Origin of the sequence: Mesorhizobium sp. B2-9-1, assembly GCF_006439455.1 — a bacterium.
Taxonomy (GTDB): domain Bacteria; phylum Pseudomonadota; class Alphaproteobacteria; order Rhizobiales; family Rhizobiaceae; genus Mesorhizobium.
Genome location: NZ_VFTP01000001.1, coordinates 191,120 through 211,820 on the forward strand (window position 1 = coordinate 191,120; position 20,701 = coordinate 211,820).

Annotated in this window: 20 protein-coding genes; 14 read left to right on the top strand and 6 right to left on the bottom strand. The window is 63.2% G+C overall.

Going from position 1 to position 20,701, the window contains the following annotated elements; all coding sequences use genetic code 11:
- The first annotated feature begins 18 nt into the window (after window positions 1–18).
- The 11 genes from FJW05_RS00920 (at window position 19) to FJW05_RS00970 (ending at window position 12,385) form a co-directional block, all read left to right on the top strand.
- Complete coding sequence (locus FJW05_RS00920) at window positions 19–468, top strand: EamA family transporter (protein ID WP_140627067.1); 450 nt, start codon at window positions 19–21, stop codon at window positions 466–468.
- Entirely contained in the window at window positions 465–1,472 is a 1,008-nt protein-coding gene (locus tag FJW05_RS00925; RefSeq protein ID WP_140627069.1) for an NAD(P)-dependent oxidoreductase, read from the top strand. Before FJW05_RS00920 ends, FJW05_RS00925 begins: the two co-directional genes overlap by 4 nt.
- 23 nt (window positions 1,473–1,495) lie before the next feature.
- A complete protein-coding gene (locus tag FJW05_RS00930; RefSeq protein ID WP_140627071.1) occupies window positions 1,496–2,971 on the top strand; it encodes an aspartate aminotransferase family protein in 1,476 nt (491 codons plus the stop codon).
- Window positions 2,972–2,983: 12 nt separating this feature from the next.
- Window positions 2,984–4,204 (top strand): hypothetical protein, encoded by a 1,221-nt coding sequence (locus FJW05_RS00935; protein WP_140627073.1) that lies wholly within the window; start codon window positions 2,984–2,986, stop codon window positions 4,202–4,204.
- Between the two features lie 8 nt (window positions 4,205–4,212).
- Window positions 4,213–4,968: an FkbM family methyltransferase gene (locus tag FJW05_RS00940; RefSeq protein ID WP_140627074.1), complete on the top strand. Its 756-nt coding sequence runs from the start codon at window positions 4,213–4,215 to the stop codon at window positions 4,966–4,968.
- Window positions 4,969–5,123: 155 nt separating this feature from the next.
- On the top strand, window positions 5,124–7,685 hold the full coding sequence (locus FJW05_RS00945) for an FAD-dependent oxidoreductase (protein ID WP_140627076.1): 2,562 nt from the start codon (window positions 5,124–5,126) through the stop codon (window positions 7,683–7,685).
- A 131-nt stretch (window positions 7,686–7,816) separates the two neighbouring features.
- A complete protein-coding gene (locus FJW05_RS00950) occupies window positions 7,817–8,758 on the top strand; it encodes a phosphoribosylaminoimidazolesuccinocarboxamide synthase (RefSeq protein WP_140627078.1) in 942 nt (313 codons plus the stop codon).
- A 76-nt stretch (window positions 8,759–8,834) separates the two neighbouring features.
- Window positions 8,835–9,677 carry a DUF1194 domain-containing protein gene (locus FJW05_RS00955; RefSeq protein WP_140627080.1) on the top strand — a complete coding sequence of 281 codons (843 nt, stop codon included), beginning with the start codon at window positions 8,835–8,837 and terminating at the stop codon, window positions 9,675–9,677.
- Between the two features lie 133 nt (window positions 9,678–9,810).
- On the top strand, window positions 9,811–10,761 hold the full coding sequence (locus FJW05_RS00960) for an ABC transporter substrate-binding protein (RefSeq protein ID WP_140627082.1): 951 nt from the start codon (window positions 9,811–9,813) through the stop codon (window positions 10,759–10,761).
- A 62-nt stretch (window positions 10,762–10,823) separates the two neighbouring features.
- Entirely contained in the window at window positions 10,824–11,597 is a 774-nt protein-coding gene (locus FJW05_RS00965; RefSeq protein WP_140628143.1) for an ABC transporter permease, read from the top strand.
- A complete protein-coding gene (locus tag FJW05_RS00970) occupies window positions 11,594–12,385 on the top strand; it encodes an ABC transporter ATP-binding protein (RefSeq protein WP_140541957.1) in 792 nt (263 codons plus the stop codon). Before FJW05_RS00965 ends, FJW05_RS00970 begins: the two co-directional genes overlap by 4 nt.
- Before the next feature lie 20 nt (window positions 12,386–12,405).
- On the opposite strand, the gene FJW05_RS00975 is transcribed toward FJW05_RS00970, so the two are convergent.
- From FJW05_RS00975 to FJW05_RS00985, 3 genes are all read right to left on the bottom strand, one after another.
- Window positions 12,406–13,344 carry a GlxA family transcriptional regulator gene (locus FJW05_RS00975; RefSeq protein ID WP_254633786.1) on the bottom strand — a complete coding sequence of 313 codons (939 nt, stop codon included), beginning with the start codon at window positions 13,342–13,344 and terminating at the stop codon, window positions 12,406–12,408.
- 308 nt (window positions 13,345–13,652) lie between these two features.
- The gene (locus FJW05_RS27870) at window positions 13,653–13,787 is read right to left on the bottom strand and encodes a hypothetical protein (protein ID WP_081482193.1); all 135 of its coding nucleotides are present in this window, start codon (window positions 13,785–13,787) and stop codon (window positions 13,653–13,655) included.
- Between the two features lie 346 nt (window positions 13,788–14,133).
- Window positions 14,134–14,319, bottom strand: a complete 186-nt coding sequence (locus FJW05_RS00985) for a hypothetical protein (protein ID WP_140627083.1) — start codon at window positions 14,317–14,319, stop codon at window positions 14,134–14,136.
- 219 nt (window positions 14,320–14,538) lie between these two features.
- Here FJW05_RS00985 and FJW05_RS00990 point away from each other — a divergent pair, with 219 nt between their 5' ends.
- Window positions 14,539–15,438: a LysR substrate-binding domain-containing protein gene (locus FJW05_RS00990; RefSeq protein ID WP_140627085.1), complete on the top strand. Its 900-nt coding sequence runs from the start codon at window positions 14,539–14,541 to the stop codon at window positions 15,436–15,438.
- A gap of 1 nt (window position 15,439) precedes the next feature.
- On the opposite strand, the gene FJW05_RS00995 is transcribed toward FJW05_RS00990, so the two are convergent.
- Both FJW05_RS00995 and FJW05_RS01000 read right to left on the bottom strand, forming a co-directional pair.
- On the bottom strand, window positions 15,440–16,402 hold the full coding sequence (locus tag FJW05_RS00995; RefSeq protein WP_140627086.1) for an alpha/beta hydrolase: 963 nt from the start codon (window positions 16,400–16,402) through the stop codon (window positions 15,440–15,442).
- Between the two features lie 309 nt (window positions 16,403–16,711).
- Window positions 16,712–16,897, bottom strand: a complete 186-nt coding sequence (locus FJW05_RS01000) for a hypothetical protein (protein WP_140541953.1) — start codon at window positions 16,895–16,897, stop codon at window positions 16,712–16,714.
- A gap of 340 nt (window positions 16,898–17,237) precedes the next feature.
- On the opposite strand from FJW05_RS01000, the gene FJW05_RS01005 reads away from it, so the two are divergent.
- Window positions 17,238–18,260, top strand: a complete 1,023-nt coding sequence (locus tag FJW05_RS01005; protein ID WP_246673159.1) for an acyltransferase — start codon at window positions 17,238–17,240, stop codon at window positions 18,258–18,260.
- A 9-nt stretch (window positions 18,261–18,269) separates the two neighbouring features.
- Here the strand turns inward: FJW05_RS01005 and FJW05_RS01010 are convergent, their stop codons facing one another.
- Window positions 18,270–20,339 carry an ASKHA domain-containing protein gene (locus tag FJW05_RS01010; protein ID WP_140627088.1) on the bottom strand — a complete coding sequence of 690 codons (2,070 nt, stop codon included), beginning with the start codon at window positions 20,337–20,339 and terminating at the stop codon, window positions 18,270–18,272.
- 89 nt (window positions 20,340–20,428) lie between these two features.
- Between FJW05_RS01010 and FJW05_RS01015 the strand changes: the two genes are divergently transcribed.
- Entirely contained in the window at window positions 20,429–20,671 is a 243-nt protein-coding gene (locus FJW05_RS01015; RefSeq protein ID WP_224626007.1) for a hypothetical protein, read from the top strand.
- The last annotated feature ends 30 nt before the right edge of the window (window positions 20,672–20,701 follow it).

Genomic DNA, 20,701 nt, shown 5'->3' on the forward strand with positions numbered 1-20,701 from the left:
AAGGGCGGGGTGGCAACAATGAAATACATAATCTTCATTCTCTTTACGGTCATGACCAATGCCGCAGCGCAGCTGATGCTGAAGCAGGGCATGATGTCGATTGGGCCGGTCTCCTTCGAAGGCGTCAATCCGCTCGTCAAGCTCTTGCAGATCGTGTTCAGCCCCTGGGTGTTCCTCGGCCTGTGCACCTTCGTCATCTCGATGGCATCGCATCTCTACGTGCTGTCCAAGGTCGAGCTCAGCTTCGCCTATCCGTTCCTCAGCCTCGCTTATGTCGCCGTGGCGATCTTTGCCTATTTCGTCTTCCGCGAGGACCTCAATGGCTGGCGCATCGCCGGCATCGCCTGCATCTGCGTCGGCACGGTGCTGATCGCGCAGAGTGGCCGGGGAATGGGCGAGCAGGGGCATGAGGATCAGACAGCATCCATCAATCCCGACAAGATCGGCATAAGCGAGATCGTTCGATGAGACATGTGATCTTCGGCGGCGACGGCTTCGTCGGCCGCCATCTTGCCCCCAAGCTCGCCGCCGACGGCGAGGATGTCGTCGTCGCCGATATCGTCAAGAGCGACCTGTCGCATTACCGCTCCATGCGTTTCGTCACCTGCGACGTCACCGATCCGGCCTCGATCGCGGCGGTCGGTCTCAAGGCCGGCGACATGGTCTACAATCTTTCGGCCAAGATGCTGTCGCCGATCCAGGTGCGCGCCAAGCGGCACGATTTCTTCTTCCCGGTGAATTTCCACGGCACCGAGAACATCATCAAGGCGATGGACAAGGCCGGCGCCTCGAAGCTTATCCACTATACGACCGACATGATCTACGGCCACACGGTCGTGCTGCCGATGACAGAGGATCATCCGGTCGCGCCGCTCGGCGAGTACGGGCTGTCGAAGCTCAAGACCGAGGAGCTTGCCGCCGAATGGCGCAAGCGCGGCATGTCGATCTCGCTGTTTAGGCCGCGCCTGATCATCGGTCCCGGCCGCCTCGGCATCCTGGAAAAGCTGTTCAAGCTGATCGACTGGAATTTTCCGGTGCCGATGATCGGCTCGGGCAGGAACCCTTACCAGTTCATCTCGGTGTTCGACTGCGCCGAAGCCGCCCGCGCGGCCTGGAAAGCCGGCGTGCCGAACGAGGTCTACAATCTGGGCTCCCTCAATCCGCCGCCGGTCAAAGAACTGCTCGGCGACCTGATCAAGCATGCCGGCTCCAAGTCGATCCTGGTGCCGACGCCCGGCTGGGCGGTCAAGCGCACGCTCGACCTGCTCGATTGGTTGAACATGCCGATCATGGATCCCGAACAGTATCTGATCGCCGACGAGGAATGCCTGCTCGACGTGTCCAAGGCCGAGCGCCAGCTCGGCTGGGTGCCGCAATATCGCGACGAGGACATGCTGATCGCCGCCTACAACGAATATCGCGCCAAGATGGACGCCCACGCCGTTGCCACCAGACAGGTTCCCGCCGAATAGAGCGCGAAGGGGAGATTTTTCAGATGACCGTCATGGCCAAGCCGGAACATACCGGAACGCGCACGCTGGTCGACGCGCCAGCGCTTTCGCCCACAGCAATCGCCAAGCCCGACCTGATCAGCGTCGAGCAGGCCAAGGCGATGGACATCGCCCGCATCACCGACCTGTTCAAGGCGCATCTCAACCCTGGACAGTTGCATTTCATGAAGCTGCTCGGCTTTCACAAGGTCAAGATCGAGCGCGCCGAGGGCATGTTCTATATCGACCAGAACGGCCGCAAGATCCTCGACTTCTTCGGCGGCTTCGGCTCGCTGGCCTTCGGCCACAACCACCCGCGCATTTTGGAAGCCCGGAAGAAATTCCAGGAGGAGAAGCGCCAGGAGATCGCCATCGCCTTCATGTCGCAATATGCGGCAGCTCTCGCGCACAACATCGCCAAATGCTCGCCCGGCGATCTCGACATGGTGTTCCTGGGCTCGTCGGGTTCTGAGGCCATGGAAGCGGCGGTGAAGCTTGCCGAGCGCGCCGCCGGCCCGAAGCGGCCGAAAATCGTCTATGCCGAGAATTCCTTCCACGGCAAGACCAAGGGCGTATTGGCGATCACCGACGGCCAGCTCTACCGAGCCGATTTCAAGGTGGCAGACAATGTCGTGCGCGTTCCCTTCGCCGACATCGACGCCGTCGAGCGCCTTTTCAAGACCGATCCGGAGATCGGCGTCATCGTGCTGGAAACCATCCAGGGCGGCGGCGGCATCATCCAGGCGCCCATGGAATACTGGCAGAAGCTGCGCGCGCTTTGCGACCGCTATGGCGTGCTGTGGGTCGCCGACGAGGTGCAGTGCGGCTATGGCCGCTCGGGCCGTTTCTATGCCTTCGAGCATTATGGCGTGGTGCCGGATGTGACGGCGCTGGCGAAATCGCTCGGCGCCGGCAAGGCGGCGGTCGGCGCGATGATCGCGAGGCGCGACGTCTACATGAAGGCCTATGGCACGCCGAAGACGGCGATGATCCATGCCATGGCCACTTTCGGCGGCATGGGCGAGGCCTGCGTCACCGCGATCGAGGGCATCAACGTGCTCTATGATGAGGGGCTGATCGACAACGCCGCCTCGACGGGCGACTACCTTCTGCAGCGGCTGCAGGCGCTCAAGGAAAAATATCCGAAAATCATCAAGGACGTGCGCGGCAAGGGTCTCATGATCGGGCTCGAGTTCCACGATTTCTCGCAGACCCTGCCGATGGTGCTCAGACCGGTGGTGAGCGTGCTCGACGACAAGCTTAAGGGCTCGCTGTCGGGCTTCGTCGGCGCGCTGCTGCTGCGCGACTACGACGTGCTCGTCGCCTTCACCGAATACAACCGCAACGTCATCCGACTCGAGCCGCCGCTGATCTGCCGGCCCGAGCATGTCGATCGTTTCGTCGACGCCTTCGACAGCCTGTTGTCGCGCGGCATCGTGGCGATCGTGAAGGATTTCGTGAAAAGCCAGGTCGGTAAATAGAGGCCGCCGAGGATGCTGACCAGGCCGTCCGCTCCGAGCAATCCGCTGGAACGGCTGACCGGCGCCGGCCTGGCGTGGGGCGAGGGAGCTTACGCGAAATGGGCCGCGTCGATCGGCGCGGTCGCCTTCTCGCTCTATATCCTGCTGACCGCCGCGACCGCCTGGTTCATGCCCGACGCCAACTGGGACATGCTGCCTTATCTGGCGATCGCAGAGGAAAGCGCCTATCCCGATCCCCAGGCGCTGCATGACTATGCCTATGGCATGGTCAAGGCGGGCGTGTCGGCCGGCAATTACAAGGCGCTGACCGACGACGGCGGCGGTTTCCGCAGCCATATGGCGCAGAACGCTGCCGACTTCCATTCGCTGCTCGGCATGTACCGGATCAAGTTCCTTTATGCTGAGATCCTGTCCGGCCTCAGCGATGTCGTCTCGCCGGTCGAGGCGATGCGGCTGGTGCAGGTGTTTTCCGTGCTTCTGTTCGGCGCCATAACGCTCGCCTGGCTGCGCGCGGAAGGCGCGCTGGCGCTGGCGCCTGTCGTCGGCGCGGTGCTGATCATGGCCGATCTCGGCGATGCCGCGCGCGCCTCGACACCGGACCTTCTATGCTCGGCGCTGTTCCTAGGCGGCACCTTTGCCTATGTGCGCAAGCGCGAGGCGGCGACGGCGGTCCTGCTGTTCCTGGCTTTCATGGCTAGGCCCGACAACATCGTCTTCCTCGCCATTTTCGCGACGCTGCTCGTCGCTTTCCGTGAGAAGGCATGGGGCGCGCTGGCAGGCTTCGCGGCCTCTTTCGTCGCCTATTTCGCCATTTCGCATTGGGCCCAGCATCCCGGCTGGTGGCCGCATCTTTGGTTTTCCAGTATCGAGCAGCACTACAACATGGACGGGTTCGAGCCGCCGTTCTCCGTGGCCGCCTACCTGAAGGCCTTCGCCGCCTCGGTGATCCGCGCCATCAGTGTCAACAGCTGGGTCGGCGTATCGGTCCTGGCACTGGCCGGATGGTACAGCTTGAGCCGCGCCGGCTTCCGGCTCGACCGCCGCGCCGGCATCCTGCTGGCGGCGCTTGTGCTCGGCGTGCTGGCGAAGTTCACCGTTTTCCCGATTCACGACACCCGCATCTACTTCCCCAATCTTCTGCCGCCCTTGCTGCTCCTGGCCACCCCGCTGATGGCACTGTGGGCATCGGCAAGCCAAGGCAGGCACCGCGCCGCGCTGCAGGTCATTCCCTGAGACAAGTCATGAGCTCGCTTTCCAGTCTCGCGCGCATCCTTCTGTCGCTCGGCCTTCCGGTCGGCCTGCTCGATCGCGGCCCCTCCCTGCACGGCACGAAATTCCTGGCAAAGGCCGCGCTCAAGGCACGTTTCGGCAATGGCCGGCCGTTCCAGATGGTCAATGTCGGCGCCTGCGACGGCGCGCTTTTCGACGACGTGACGCCCTGGCTGCATCGCATTGCGGGGGCGCACGCGATGCTGGTCGAGCCGATCCCGTACAATCAGAAGCGGCTGCGCGCCAACTATCCGGATACCAGCCGCTTTGTCATAGAGCCGGTGGCGGTGACCAGGACCAAGGGCACGATCACGGTCCATACATTCGATGCCGCGGCGCTTGAAGCCGGCACGCTGCCGATCGAGTTCATCGGCTGCTCGTCGGTCACCGACACCAATCTGATGTCGGGCAAGAACGCCTGGGGCGAGGCGGACGCCAACTTCAACAGGTTCGCGCCGCACCTGAAGGACATCGAAGTGCCGTCGGAGATTTTGCAGACGCTGCTCGACCGCAACGGCATCACCCACATAGACGCTTTCCTGGTCGACTGCGAAGGCGCCGACTGGATGGTGTTCGAACAGCTCGACCTTGAGCGCTATCGCCCGGGCATGATCAAGATCGAGGTCGGCGCGCTGCCGGCCGCCGAGATCGGCCAGGTCGTGGTCAAGCTCAAGACCGCCGGCTATCAGGTCGGCTTCCAAGCCGAGGACGTCTGGGCATTCGCCTGAGCTTAACCGCATCCAGTACCACGCTTGCGCGCGGGGTCGCGCCGTACCTGCGGCGTGTCGCAAACAGGCGGTAGCTCAATCCGCGACCTCTGCATATTGTGCGCCATTCGAAGGGCGCGCAAACGCGTCCGTCCATCATTCCGGAGTCGCGGGCAATGGCAGAGTTTCCGAAAAAGGCGAAGGTCGTCATCGTCGGCCTGGGCGGTATCGTCGGCGCTTCGGTCGCGCATCACCTGATCGAGCGCGGCTGGGACGATATCGTCGGCATCGACAAGTCGGGCATCCCGACCGATATCGGCTCGACGGCGCACGCCTCGGACTTCTGCTACACGACCAGCCACGACTTCCTGTCCTGCTGGACGACGCTCTACTCGATCGATTTCTACGAGAAGATGGGCCACTACGCCCGCGTCGGCGGCCTTGAGGTCGCCCGCGTCGGCGACGACGCCCGCATGGATGAGATCAAGCGCAAGATCGCCTCGGCAAAATCCTTCGGCACCCGCGCGCGGCTGATCGAGCCGGCCGAGATCAAGGAAAAATTCCCGCTGATCGAGGAGCATCTGGTGCAAGGCGGCCTGTGGGATCCGGATGCCGGCCTCGTCATCCCGCGCTCGCAGACGGTTGCCGGCAAGCTGGTCGATCAAGGAGTTGCCGCCGGCAAGCTCCAGGCTTTCGCGAACACCTCGGCCAAGGAGCTGATCGTCGAGAACGGCCGCATCAAGGGTGTGGTGACCGAGCGCGGCACGATCGAGGCCGATTATGTCGTGGTCTGCACCGGCATTTGGGGCCGGCTCACCGCCGCGCTGGTCGGGGAGGACCTGCCGGTCATGCCGATCGACCATCCGCTGACATTCTTCGGCCCCTACAACGAGTTTGCCGGAACCGGCAAGGAGATCGGCTGGCCGCTGCTGCGCGACCAGGGCAACTCTGCCTATATGCGCGACACCGGCGACCCGAAGACCGCCGAGGGCGGGCAGATCGAATGGGGCTACTACGAGGAGACCAATCCGCGTCTGTGCCACCCGCGCGATCTCCTTGAAAAAGACCAGGCGCGGCTCTCGCCGTCGCAGCGCGACCTCGATATGGAGCAGATCATGGCGCCGCTGGAGCGCGCCATGGAGCTGACGCCGATCCTCGGTGAGCTCGGATATAACGAAGGCCATTCCTTCAACGGCCTGCTGCAGGTGACCACCGATGGCGGCCCGTCGATGGGCGAAAGCCAGAAGGTGAGGGGGCTGTGGTATGCCGTCGCCATCTGGGTGAAGGACGGCCCGGGCATGGGCAAGCTGATCGCTGACTGGATGACCGACGGCCGTACGTCAATCGACCATCACGCGATCGACTATTCGCGTTTCTACCCGCACCAGACCAAGGAACAGTTCATCTGGGATCGCTGCACCGAAACGGCGATGAAGGTCTACAATCCGGCGGTGCATCCGCGCGAGCCCTTCTCCAAGGGCCGCAACATCCGCCGCTCGCCGTTCTATGAGCGCGAGAAGGAACTCGGCGGCTATTTCATGGAGTTGGGCGGCTGGGAGCGCGCCCATGGCTACGCGGCCAACGAGCATCTCCTCGAGAAGTACGGCAACCGCGTGCCGGTGCGCGAGAACGAGTGGGACAATCGCCATTTCTGGCGCGTCTCGAACGCCGAGCACCTGGCGATGAGCGAGGATTGCGGCATCGTCAACCTGTCGCATTTCTCGATGTATGACATCGAAGGGCCCGACCATGTCGCGCTGCTGGAATGGCTGTGCGCGGCCAAGATCGGCGGCGACAACAATATCGGCAAGGGCATCTACACCCACTTCCTCGACGAGGAAGGCATGGTGCGCGCCGACTTCACCGTCATCCGCATGGCCGATCGGTGCCGGCTGATCGACGGCGCAGACGCCGGCCCGCGCGACTTCCGCTACATGCAGCGCACCGCACAGGACAAAGGCTTTGACGTCACCATCACCGACGTGACGGAGAAATACGTCACCATCGGCATCTGGGGGCCGAATGCGCGCACGACCCTGCAGAAGGTGGTCGAGGATCCGAACGGGCTGACGCCGGAGAATTTCCCGTTCGCGGCAATCAAGCCGATCCGCATCGGCGGCAAGGACGTCACCGCCTTCCGCATCTCCTATGTCGGCGAGCAGGGCTGGGAACTGCATATGCGCTACGAGGACGGTCTGGCCGTCTGGGACGCGCTGCGCTCGACCGGCGTCATGCCGTTCGGCGTCGAGACCTATGCCAACACGCGCCGCATGGAAAAGAGCCTCAGGCTGCAAAACGCCGATCTCTTGACCGAATACAATCTGCTCGAGGCCGACCTTGCCCGTCCGAAGGTCAAGGAGAACGACTTCTGCGGCAAGGCCAAGCATCTAGAGTATCGCGCCCGCGAGCATCAGCCGGCGATCCTGTGCACGCTGGTAATGACCGACAACAAGGACGCCAAGGGCGTCGCGCGCTATCCGGTCGGCACCATGCCGGTGCAGGATCCCGCGACGGGCGAGACGCTGGTCGACGAGCTCGGCCGCCGCTCCTTCACCACTTCGGTCGCCTACGGTCCGACCATCGGCAAGAACATCGCGCTTGCCTATCTGCCCTGGGCCTATTGTCAGGAAGGGCGCAAGCTGCAGGTCGAGTATTTTAGCGAGACCTATCCGGTCGAGGTGGCCGGCGTCGGCTACAAGCCGCTCTACGACCCGGAGAACCTCAAGCCGCGGAGCTGACAACCGGCGCAATAGCGGCAACTGGTCGGAAAAGCTTTGGCCTTCCTCGGAAGGCCTTCAGGCTTGGCTTGATGTGCTGGGGGCCAACGGCTTATGTGGCCCATCAGCAGCCCGCGAAAGCCACACGCACCATGCGCATCCTTTCCGACGCCTTCATTCCCGAACTGCCCAACCGCTACAACGGCAAGGTGCGCGAGAACTACGATCTGCCGGACGGGCGCCGCATCATCATCGCCACCGATCGTCTAAGCGCGTTCGACACGATCCTGGCCTCGATACCTTTCAAGGGGCAGGTTCTCACCCAGACGGCGCGCTACTGGTTCGAGGAGACCGCCGACATCTGCCCCAACCACGTGCTGGAATATCCCGATCCCAACGTCGTCGTCGGCAGGCGGCTCGACATGCTGCCGGTCGAGATCGTGGTGCGCGGCTATCTGGCGGGGACCACCAGCACCTCGATCCTGACCAAATACAGGAAGGGCGAACGGAGCTTCTACGGTCACATCTTTCCCGATGGGCTGCGCGACAATGAAAAGCTGCCGCAAGCGATCATCACGCCGACCAGCAAGGCCCCCAGCGGCGGCCATGACGAGCCGCTGTCGAAAGCCGAGATCATCGAACAGCGGCTGCTCACGCAGGCGCAGTGGGACACCGTATCGCGTTATGCGCTGCAACTGTTCGCCCGCGGCCAGCAGCGCGCCGCCGAACGCGGCCTGATCCTGGCCGACACCAAATATGAGTTCGGCACCGCGCCGGACGGCGCCATCGTGCTGGCTGACGAAATCCACACGCCCGACAGCAGCCGCTACTGGATCGCGGCGAGCTACGACGAGGCGTTCGAAAGCGGCGGACGGCCGCAGAGTTTCGACAAGGACTTCATCCGGTCGTGGGTGTCGGCGCGCTGCGATCCCTACAAGGATCCTATCCCCAGAATCCCGGACGAGATCGTCAACCAGGCCTCGGCGGTCTATATCCAGGCCTACGAGGCGATCACGGGCGCGAAATTCGTGCCCGACCTTTCCGGTGACAGCGTGCTGGAACGCATCCGTTCGAATCTCGCGCGGTATTTTTGAGCAATTCCGTGGCGGCGGAATCCGATGCCCGGATTCCCAGCTTCTGCGCGCGGCGATTTTCGCCTAACCTTGCTCCATGTCTGCTTATGCCCGTGCAAGGCATATTTTTTTAGGCAGTGCCGCGCTGGCGCTGGCGCTCTGGTTGACGCCGGCAGCTTCTCCCGCCGAACCCGTCGATGTCGAGCTGGTACTGGCGGTCGATGTCTCGCTCTCGATGTCGCCGGCCGAGCTTGAGATCCAGCGCCACGGTTATGCCGCGGCGCTGACGCATGACAATGTGCTGAAGACCATCGCCGACGGCGCCTACGGCAAGATCGCGGTAACTTATGTCGAGTGGGCGGGCACGACCTGGCAGCGCGTCATCGTGCCGTGGACGGTGATCGCCAACCGCGACGATGCCGAGAAGGTGGTGGCGCAACTCAATGCCAGCCCGCCGGACAGCGCCCGGCGGACCTCGATCTCCGGCGCGCTGAGCTTCGGCAGCGACCTCTTCGCCGAGAGCGGATTCCAGGGAACCAAGCGCGTCATCGACATCTCCGGCGACGGGCCCAACAATCAGGGCGCGCCGGTCGACCTCACGCGCGACGAGGTGGTCAAGCAAGGCATCACCATCAACGGGCTGCCGTTGATGACGCGCGGCGGTTTCAGCGGCGCCTTCGACGTTGAGAATCTCGACCGCTATTACAGCGACTGCGTCATCGGCGGACCGGGCGCCTTCATGATCCCGGTCAATGACTGGACGCAGTTTCCCGAAGCGATCCGCCGCAAGCTGGTGCTCGAGCTTGCCGGTCCCGCTTCGCTGCAATGGGCGGCGCAAGAGGCCGCGCATCCGCCGGTCGTGCTCGCCGACGACGGGCCGGCGGCGGACTGCCTGGCGGGCGAGAAGATGTGGCGCAACCGCGGCTGGGGCACGCCGTGAGCAATCGAGAAGCCCCTCAAGGTCCGCCGGCGTGCGCCGGATTGGACCATCGTCCAGTGCGGCTTCTGCTTCATTGACAAGCCTTTTGGGGTCTGTGAGACAATTCGAGCTCACCACAAAAAGGGGAACCACAATGAAAAGAACCTCCATCTTCGCGGCGGCGCTGACGGCGGCCGCGGTGCTTAGCGCGCCGGCGATGGCCGCGACGTCGCTCACCATCGGCATCAGCGGCTGGACCGGCTTCGCGCCTCTGACCTTGGCCAAGCAGGCCGGGCTTTTCGAAAAGCACGGGCTGGACGTCACCCTCAAGAAAGTGCCGCAGGCGAGCCGCCCGCTGGCCATTGCCAGCGGCGACCTGCAATGCGCGGCAACCACGGTCGAGACCTGGATGGTGTGGAACGCCAGCGGCGTCACCACCAAGCAGATCTTCCAGCTCGACAAATCCTATGGCGCCGACGGCATCGTCGTGCGCAACGACATCAAGACCGTCGCCGATCTCAAGGGCAAGAATGTCGCCTCGTCCGCGCCCGGAACCTCGCCCTATTTCCTGCTCGCCTGGGTGCTCAACAAGAACGGCATGTCGACCAAGGACGTCACCGTCGTCAACCTGGAGCCGGACGCGGCGGCGCAAGCCTTCCTCGCCGGCCAGAACGATGCCGCCGTCACCTACGAGCCCTTCATCTCAGCCGTGCGCGACAAGGCGGACCAGGGCCATATCCTGGCGACCACGCTAGATTATCCGATGGTGCTGGATACGGTCGGCTGCACGCCGGATTTCCTCAAGGCCAATCCCGATGCCGCCAAGGCGCTCGCCGACAGCTATTTCGACGCGCTCGACATGATCAAGAAGGATCCGCAGAAATCCTACGAGATCATGGGAGCCGACGTGAAGCAGTCGGCCAAGGAGTTCGAGGACTCGGCCAAGTACCTGAAATGGGCCGACAAGGCCGAGAACAAGCAGTTCTTCACCAAGGATTTTCAGGACTTTTCCAAGACCGCGGCAGAGCTTCTGCTGCAGATGGGGCTGATCAAGGAAGCGCCGGATGTGTCGACGCTTGCAGACACCAGCGCGATCGCCGACTGATCGCGTATCGCCCGATCGGCGGTGTCACGCCGCCGATCCCTCCTCTCAAGGACTTCCTGATGCTGCGCCCCTTGCACCCCGTTGCACCGGGCACGCGAACCGTGCTCGGCATCGCCTTCTTTGTTCTGTTCGTGGCGTTCTGGGCGTGGATCACGCTCGGCGGCCACGTGAACCGGATCTTTCTCGCCGATCCGCTGTCGATGCTGAAGGACGGCTGGCGGCTGCTTACCGAGGATCGTTTCTGGCTGGATATACTGATCACCATCTGGCGTGTTTTCGGCGGCTTCGTGCTGGCGTCGATCGTCGCGGTGCCGATCGGCATCGCCATGGGCGCCTGGAAGCCGGTCGAAGCCTTCCTCGAACCGTTCGTATCCTTTGCGCGCTACCTGCCGGCATCGGCCTTTATTCCGCTGCTGATCCTGTGGGCCGGCATCGGCGAGCTCGAAAAGCTGCTGGTGATCTTCGTCGGCTCGGTGTTCCAGATCATCCTGATCATCGCGGTCAAGGTCGGCGCCACGAGGCGGGACCTTGTCGAAGCTGCCTACACGCTGGGAGCGACCGACAATGGCATCGTCAAGCGCGTCATCATGCCGGCCAACGCGCCGGAGATCGCCGAGACGCTGCGGCTGGTGCTCGGCTGGGCCTGGACCTATGTCATCGTCGCCGAGCTGATCGGCTCCTCGTCGGGCATCGGCTACATGATCATCAACAGCCAGTCGCGGCTGGCGACGGGTCAAATCATCTTCGGCATTATCGTCATCGGGCTGATCGGGCTTCTGTCCGATTTCGCCTTCAAGGCGCTCAACCGCTGGCTCTATCCATGGAGCCTGGCGTGAGCAAGCTTCTGATCGAGGGTGTCTCGCGGACCTTTGCCGGGGTCAGGGGCGGGGAGCCGGTGCGAGCGCTGCAGCCGGTTGAGCTGTCCGTTTCGGCGAATGATTTCATCACCATCCTGGGACCGTCCGGCTGCGGGAAGTCGACGCTGCTGAGGATCGTCGCCGGGCTGGAAGCGCCGAGCACCGGCCGCGTGCTGCTCGACGGCAAGGCGGTCACCAGGCCGGGACCGGACCGGGGCATGGTGTTCCAGTCCTACACGTTGTTTCCCTGGCTGACGGTTGCCGAGAACATCGGTTTCGGCCTGCGCGAGCAAGGCAGGCCCGAGCGAGAACGCAACGAGATCGTCGCCTCCTATGTCGATCTCGTTGGGCTGAGGGGTTTCGAGAACCATTGGCCGAAACAGCTGTCGGGCGGCATGCAGCAGCGCACGGCGATCGCGCGCGCTTTGGCCAACGACCCCGCGATCCTGCTGCTCGACGAACCGTTCGGCGCGCTGGACAACCAGACGCGCGGACTGATGCAGGAACTGCTGCTCGGCATCTGGGAGCGGCGCAAGAAGACCGTGCTGTTCGTCACCCACGACATCGAAGAGGCGATCTTCATGGCGTCGCGGGTGATCGTGATGAGCGCCAGGCCCGGCCGCATCAAATCGGACGTGCCGGTCGACCTGCCGCATCCGCGCCACTATACGCTGAAGACCAGCCCGGAATTTTCCGCGCTCAAGGCGCAGCTTACCGAAGACATCCGCATCGAGGCAATGCGGACCGCGCAGGAGCAGTCCGCCTAGACGACTGCGCCTCCGCCCGCTTAAGCCGCCAGCAACTGCTTGCGGTCGACGCGCTCCTGCTGCGGCGAGCGGGCGTAGAGCTCGCGGTAGCATTTGGAGAAATGCGAAGCGGAGACGAAGCCGCAGGCCACCGCCACTTCCACCACCGGCATGGATGACTGGATGAGCAGGTGCCTGGCGCGGTCGAGCCGGATCTCCAGATAGTAGCGGGCAGGCGAGCGGCCCATTTCGGTGCGGAACAGGCGCTCGATCTGTCGGCGGGACAGATCGACATGGTCGGCGATCTCGATCAGCGACAGCGGCTCGGAAAGGTTGGCCTCCATCAGCTCGATGATGGTCAGCACCTTGGAGTTCTGCACGCCAAGGCGGGCGCGCAGCGGCAGGCGCTGGCGGTCGGTCGGGCTGCGGACGCGGTCGGTCAACACCTGCTCGCAGACGCGGTTGACGAGGCTTTCGTCGAAATCGTCGCCGATCAGCTTCAGCATCATGTCGAGCGCGGCGGTGCCGCCGGCGCAGGTGTAGACGTTCTGGTCGACCTCGAAGAGGTCGGCAAAGACATTGGCCTTCGGGAATGCCTCGGAAAAGCCCGGCAGGTTTTCCCAATGGATGGCGCAACGCTTGTTGGACAAGAGGCCGGCGGCGGCCAGGATATGCGCGCCGGTGCACAGGCCGCCGACGGCGACGCCGCGATTGTATTCCTCGCGCAGCCAGGCGAAGGCCGATTTGTTGTGGTAGCGCTCGACATTGATGCCGCTGCAGACGATCGCCATGTTCGGCCGATCCGGCCCGGCCATCTTCTTGCGCTCTTCCTCGAGCGAGGTGTTGACGGCGCATTCAACGCCGTTCGAAGCGCGCACCGGTTTGCCGTCGATGCTGGCCAGCCGCCAGCGATAGGCTTCGTAGCCGAGCATCCGGTTGGCCGAGCGCAGCGGATCGAGCGCCGTCGCAAAGGCGATCATGGTGAAATCGGGAATGAGGAAGAATACAAACGATCTCTTGATCGGATGCTTTACGGCATTCACGGGGAAACCTCACGCAGCCATGACGCGAACAGGATGTCGCGAACAGCATAGCGACAACAGGAAAAAGCATTCCTGTCAATCGGGTAGGCGGCTAAGTGAAGATTAAATTTGCGACATGGGTCGCAAATGGGCAATTCAGCTGGGCATAAAGCACCGTCGCCCGGGCAATGCGGCGTCAATGCACATGAAAACGCCGCCTCGGTTAAACCGGGCGGCGTTGAATTCAGCTTTGGATGCCGATTGCCTCAGGCGACGAAGCCGAGACGGGCAGCATTCATGGCGCCGGTCTGGCCGGGCATTGTCTTGGCGAGACGCTGACGCTCGAGAGCGGTCGTCAGGTTCATTTCGCGGCGGGCGAACAGGCGGGCAAAAAGCTTCATCATCATCTCCATTGGTTGCTCAGACGGGTCGCCTTCGCTTGATGGAGTGGGGCAGCTCGTTTGCTGGCGTGGATATAGGCTCGCTTCGGCAGAAACTAAATCGCAAAAGCGAAGCGCTTGTTATGAAAAGCGACATCATTTTCGGCGTTTTTAGGCAGCGCGCTCAAAATTTGCGATCATTTACAATGGCTTAATTCGCAAATTAACCCGCTATGCGGCTTGTTCATATGCGTCATGCGGCTGCCGCATGGCTGGAAAGCCGTTTGAATGCAAACAAAAGCATCTAAACAAACGAAAGGCCTGTCGAGCTGATCCGACAGGCCTTCAGAACTCCATACACACTTGATTACTTCGCTCCGGCCCAGCTTCCGACGCCGAGGCGCATGCCGGTCTTGGCGTCGGCGGCTTCCGGCCAGCCGATATCCTTCTGCAGTTCGATCGGCAGGGCGTGGATGGCGCGTTCGGTCTGGTAGCGGGCGCGGGCCGCGCTGAATTCGGTCGCAAGCCGACCGATGGACGACAGGATAGACATTTCTTTCTCCTCTATGCGGGCAGGGAGGCGCCCGTCACTGCGTTAAGTCAGGTCTGTTTCAGCTTCATTTCACGTCGATTGCAGGACTGTGTCAGGGTCGTTTCATGGCTGCTTTTGGCAGCATCCTGTATCGATCGAGTTGACTATGCGCCTGGAGTGATGTTCAATCAAACGAAATGGAATGATGGATTGCATCAGAAAAATTGAAGGCAAGCTGCCATGAACGCCCCGCTCAATCATCCCTTGCCGCTGCTTGACCTCGATGTGCTGCGCACCTTCGTGGCGATTGCCGAGACCGGCAGCTTCACCACCGCCGCCAATGCGGTGTTCCGCACGCCGTCGGCCGTCTCCATGCAGATCAAGAAGCTGGAGGACATCTTGGGTCGTTCCGTCTTCGCGCGCGACGCGCGTTCGGTGACGCTGACCACGGATGGCGAGATGCTGCTCGGCTATGCGCGCCGGCTTTTGTCGATCAACCGTGAGGTGGTGTCGAAGTTCATCATTCCCGACATTGTCGGCGTGGTGCGGCTCGGTTCCCCGGACGACTATGGCGAGCGCGTGCTGCCGCATGTGCTGAAGCGTTTTGCCCAGTCGCATCCCTCGATCGCCGTCGACGTCACCATCGACCAGAGCATCAATCTGCGGCGCCGCATGGACGACCGCGCGCTCGACATCACGCTGCTCACCAATTCCTACAAGACCAGCGCAATCGGCGCGGAGGTGCTTTTGACCGAGCCGATCGTGTGGGCGGGCGCCAAGGGCGGCTGCGCGCATCTGCGTGAACCGTTGCCGGTGTCGCTGTGGGAAGAAGGCTGCGCCTGGCGGGCCGGCGCTCTCGAAGCGCTTGGACGCGAGGGTCGCAACTACCGCATCGCCTATATGAGCGCACACACGGCCGGCCAGCGCGCCGCGATCATGGCCGATCTCGCGGTAGCGCCGCTGCCGAAGTCCTTCCTCGGCGACGATATGGTCTCGCTGGGCGCCAAGGACGGCATGCCCGAGATCGGCACTTACAATCTTGCCATGGTGGTGGCGCCCGATGCGAGCGCGCCGGTGAAGGCCGTGGCCGACCATATCCGGGCGACGTTCGAACTGTTCCGGGAAACCGGCAAGTTCTGAACTATTCGGCCGCGGGCGCGGAGCGGGCTGCGAAAGCAGCTTTCGTCCTGCGTCGAGCGCGGGCTCGGGCTGGTGCCGGAACGCTGAGGAAATCGACGATGGAATCGCGTGCGCGGCGCGCCTCGGGCATCTCGATCAACGGCCAGGCGTGGAACATGCCTTCCTCGTAGACCAGGTCGACCTCGACGCCGGCAGCGCGTGCGCGTTCGGCGAAGATGAGATTATCCGGTGTCAGCATGTCGCGTGAACCGGTCAGCAGCAGCGTCTTGGGCAGCACGGACAGGTTGCCGTAAAGCGGGCTAATGTGCCAGTCGGTGCGGTCGAAACCGGCGCTGTAGAGCCGCACCGCTTCCAGCCCACCCGCAATACCCAGCCACGGATCCTGCCGCTCGGCCTCGAAGACTTCGGGATTTGCAAGCGAGACGTCGAGACCGGGCGAGATCAGCACATGCCGCGACGGTGCCGGCAGGCTTTCCTCGGCCGCCATCATGGTCAGCACGACCGCCATGTTGCCGCCGGCGGAATCGCCCATGAAGACGATGTCCTCGGCGTCGGTCTCTTCGAGCATGCGCCGGTAGACGTTGCCGACCATGCCGAACATGTCATGGAAGTCGTGCTCCGGCGCGATGGGGTAGACCGGCACGGTGATGCCGAAGCCGAGACGCTCGGCCATCTCGGCGATCAGCCCCCAATGGTAGGACGTGATCTGAAAGACGAAGGCGCCGCCGTGCATGTAGAGGATGCGCCGGCTTTCGCCCGCCTTCGGCGCGATCTCATAGACGGGAAAGCCGTTGATCTCGGTCTCGGTGATGTCCAGCCGTGCCCTGAGCACGGCCGGCGGATGATAGTCCTCGGTCTTGCGGGCGTAGGCGATCCAGCGCTGCAGGTTCTCGGGACTGGAAAACGCCTTCTTGCGGCTGTGCCTGAGAACGAACGAAACGAGATGGCTTTTCAAACTGGGCATGCAGATACACGCACTTCGGCAGAGCCGACTAAGAGAATTCCCCCCGCTCTGCGAAGATTGTACCTCAGTTAAAAATGTCAAGGATCACGCTGGCACATCGGCGTGATCGGATGGTGCCGGTTCTTTGTTTGCGCGATTTCGGGCGGAAGGCTACGGCGAATTGCCGAGCCCAACCGCCGCGCACTTTCCTGGAATTGCTCTAGCGCCGCTTCGGCAGTAGCGCCGCGCGCAATTTGTTGTCGACGTTCGCCGAGGCCGCGTCGCGGCCCAGGCGCTTGCCGAGCAACTTGCATTTGTCGGCGAAGGTCATCAGCGCGGCGTGCCCAGAAGCAGCGCATGAAGGGCTGCCTGCGGGTCGCTCGGCGGCGAGGCCGGCCAGCCGATATCCTTCTGGACATGCGCCGGCAGATCGTTGAGCGCGCGGATCGCCTTGTTCCTGGCATGAGCCTGCCTGATGGTCACACCGAAGCGGCTGAGATTATCGTACATCGACATTTTCATCTCCCTTGAAGACCAGCGGCAGCCGAGGATCTACTTTCACGCATGTCGTTTCCCAAAAGACACTTTTGGGCGACATGCATGGTCGGCCGCCGTTCGATGCGCGCTAAATGCGTCACGCATGTATCGGATCGATTTCGCGAAAACAGCGTTTCGGTTTCCGGATCGCGCGAATCCGGAAACATTTGCATGCAAACGAATTTAGAGGGGCTGCTATGCCGGTTTCTATCTGGATAGCTGCCATCAGCGGTTGACAGCAGCAAGCGACTGCATTGTTATTGTGCAATGCGGCGTGGGGCGTGTGCATCGCAACATGATGCGATCGGATCGAGGCATCGTGACGAACATCCATAGTGTTCAATATCTGCGCGGCCTCGCCGCGTGCGCGGTGGTATGCTTTCACGTCAGCGAGCAGTTCGGCGGTCCGTTCGACGTCGGGGCAGCCGGCGTCGACATCTTCTTCGTCATCAGCGGCTTCATCATGTGGGTGACGACGGCCGGCAGGCCGGCTGATCCTTGGCGCTTCATGGGGCGCCGGATCACCCGCATCGTGCCTCTCTATTGGATCGTCACGCTGCTGACCGCGGCCGGCATCCTGATCAAGCCGCAGTTCTTCTACGGCCATTTCTTCAGCGTCCCGAATTTCGTTGGGTCACTGTTCTTCCTGCCGATTCTGCAGGAGAACGCGCTGCATCCCATCGTCATACAAGGTTGGACGCTCTGCTATGAAATGATGTTCTATCTCGTTTTCACGCTGGTGCTGTTCCTCGGGGAGCGCTGGCGGTTCGGCGTCCTCGTGGGCGCCCTTGTTGCCATCGTCGCGCTGCATTTTGTTTTTGCCGCTGGATATGCGCGCGCCTTCACCGATCCAATCGTGCTCGAGTTCGCCGCCGGCGTCGTGGTTGGGCGCTTCTGGCTCCAGGGCTATCGGCTCCCGCTTGCGGTGGGGTTGGCCATGGCCGGCGCAGGATTCCTTCTGCTTGCGGCAAGTCCGCTGTTCGACGCCGGCATGGCTCGCGCCTTGCGCTGGGGGCTTCCGGCCGCGCTGATCGTGGCGGGCGCGGTTTTTGCCGAGCGGGCGCGACCGTTCAAGCCGGCTGCGTTGCCCACATTTCTCGGCGATGCGTCCTATTCGATCTATCTGTGGCATGTCGTGGTCGGCGTCCTGGCGACGGGCGTCGTCCTGAGGACCGGCCTGCCGGCAGCGTTGCAGCCGGCGACGATCCTGGTCGCCACGCTTGCGCTCTCGGCGATGCTTTATCTGATCGTCGAAAAACCATTGATCGGGCTGCTGCATCCGCACCGTCCCAAGGGCGCCGTGAAGGCAGCCAATGCCGCGGCCGCAGGGGCCGCGGAATGAGCTGAAGCGTTAGTCCCGACCGCGCCGTGCAGCGCGCTCCTCGCGTGAACGCCGGCGTGGGGTAGCGTCGCCGGCGGTGCCGTCCTCGCTCATCGCCTTGCGCGGCGGCAGCTTCACCGCGGCCGCCAGCTTGGGAAAGGGGTCGACCTTGTTCGGCAGCGCCATGGCGTAGACGAAGTGCTCCTGGAATTTCGGCTCAAGCGCCGTCTCGATCTTCTCGATCCTGCTCACCGTCTCCTCGATCTCGCGCCGGTAGCCGCGATTGAGCAGCGCCATGCGCGCGCCGGCGCCGGCGGCGTTGCCGACGGCCTGGACCTTGTCCAAGTCGCAATCCGGGATCAGGCCGAGCACCATGGCGTATTTCGGATCGATGAAGGAGCCGAACGCACCGGCGAAATGGATGCGGTCGACATGGTCGGTGTGCTGCTTTTCCATCAGAAGCTTGGTGCCGGCATAGAGCGCCGCCTTGGCAAGCTGGATGGCGCGCACGTCGTTCTGGGTGATGGTGATCTTGGGCTCGCCCTCCTTCAGCACGTAGGAGAAGGTGCGGCCGTTGGGCACGATGCGCGGCGAGCGCATGCCGAGCGATCCGTCGACGACGCCGTCCTCCGAGATGATGCCGGCGAGATACATCTCCGCCACCACTTCGATGATGCCGGAGCCGCAGATGCCGGTGACGCCGGTCGCCTGCACGCTGTCCGTGAAGCCCGGCTGATCGGACCACAGCTCCGAGCCGATGACCCGATATTTCGGTTCCAGCGTTTCGGGGTCGATGCGAACGCGCTCGATGGCACCAGGCGCCGCGCGCTGGCCGCCGGAGATTTCCGCGCCTTCGAAGGCCGGGCCGGTCGGGGAGGAGGCCGCCACGACGCGCGTGGAGTTGCCGAGCACGATCTCGGCGTTGGTGCCGACGTCGACGATCAGCATCATCTCGTCCTGGCGATGCGGGCCTTCCGACAGGGTGACGGCGGCCGCGTCGGCGCCGACATGGCCGGCAATGCAGGGCAGCATATAAAGTCGCGCGCCCTGGTTGAGCTTCAGGCCGATGTCGGAGGCCTTGATGCGCACCGCGCCGGAGACGGCAAGCGCGAAAGGCGCGCCGCCGAGCTCGGTCGGATCGATGCCGAGGAACAGATGATGCATGATCGGATTGCCGACGAAGACGGAATCCAGGATGTCGTTGCGCTGGACATTGCCTTCCGCGCAGACCTTGTCGACGAGGCCGGAGATCGCCTCGCGCACGGCGACCGTCATGCCTTCGCGGCCGTCCGGGTTCATCATCACGTAGGAGACGCGGCTCATCAGATCCTCGCCGAAGCGGATCTGCGGATTGGACGTGCCGGAGGACGCAGCAACGCGGCCCGACAGCAGCGACACCAAATGCATGGCAATGGTGGTCGAGCCGATGTCGCAGGCGAGGCCGTATGCCTCGTTCTTGAGGCCGGGCCACAGCGCGATGACGCGCGCGATATCGCTGTCGGCGTCCTTGTGGATGGCGGCGGTCGCGGTCCAGTTGCCCTTGCGCAGAATGCCCTGCACCTGCGGCATGAGATAAAAGTCGAATTCGAGGTTCTTGAAACCCCAGTCCTTCATCAGGGCGATCTTAAGCCGGTCGAGGTCGCCGAGCGGCTTGTGCATGTCGGGTTCTTCGATCTCGACATAGCACATGCGGATCGCCGTATCGCGGGCGATTACCCTGGTGTCGGCGTCCTTGCGGATGGTCTGGGCATTGATGACCGTGTCCTGCGGCACATCGATGACGAGGTCGCCGAGGATCTGCGTCGAGCAGGAGAGGCGGCGCCGCTCGGGCAGGCCGCGCACGCGCTCATAGCGCTCTTCCTTGGCGCCCTTGGGCGAGATGTGGTCGTTGGACGAGACGATCTTGTGCTTGGCGAAATTGCCTTCCTGCACTTCGATCTGGCAGCGGCCGCAGGTGGCGCGGCCGCCGCAAACGCTTTCGACATAGACGCCGAGCTGGCGCGCGGCATCGAGCACTGGCGTGCCGATCGGGAACCGGCCGCGCTTGCCGGACGGCATGAACAGCACGAGCGGATCGGTGATGTTGGGGGGAGGATTCATGCTGGCACGTGTCTCGATGGCAATCGCCGATGCCGTTTAACGGATCGTTTTACTATTGGGCGGAGAGTCCGTTGGTCCAGGGGCCAACCATGTCGGATCTGCTGCTCTCCGCCATCTTCACCGCGTTCACCATGGTGCGCGTGATTAAGGGCTCGTGGCTGCGCAATCCGCAATATCTCGCCACCGGGATCCTCGGCGCGATCGTCGGCGCGCTGCTGCTGCATGCGTTCTGGCCCGCCTACGACGATGATTTTATCGTCGGCGGCGTGACGGGCATCTTCGGATCGTGGGCGGGCATGGCGCTGTTCGACGCCATATTGGGCGTGGCCTGAACGCAAAGCAGAGCTGTCCGGCCGCATCCA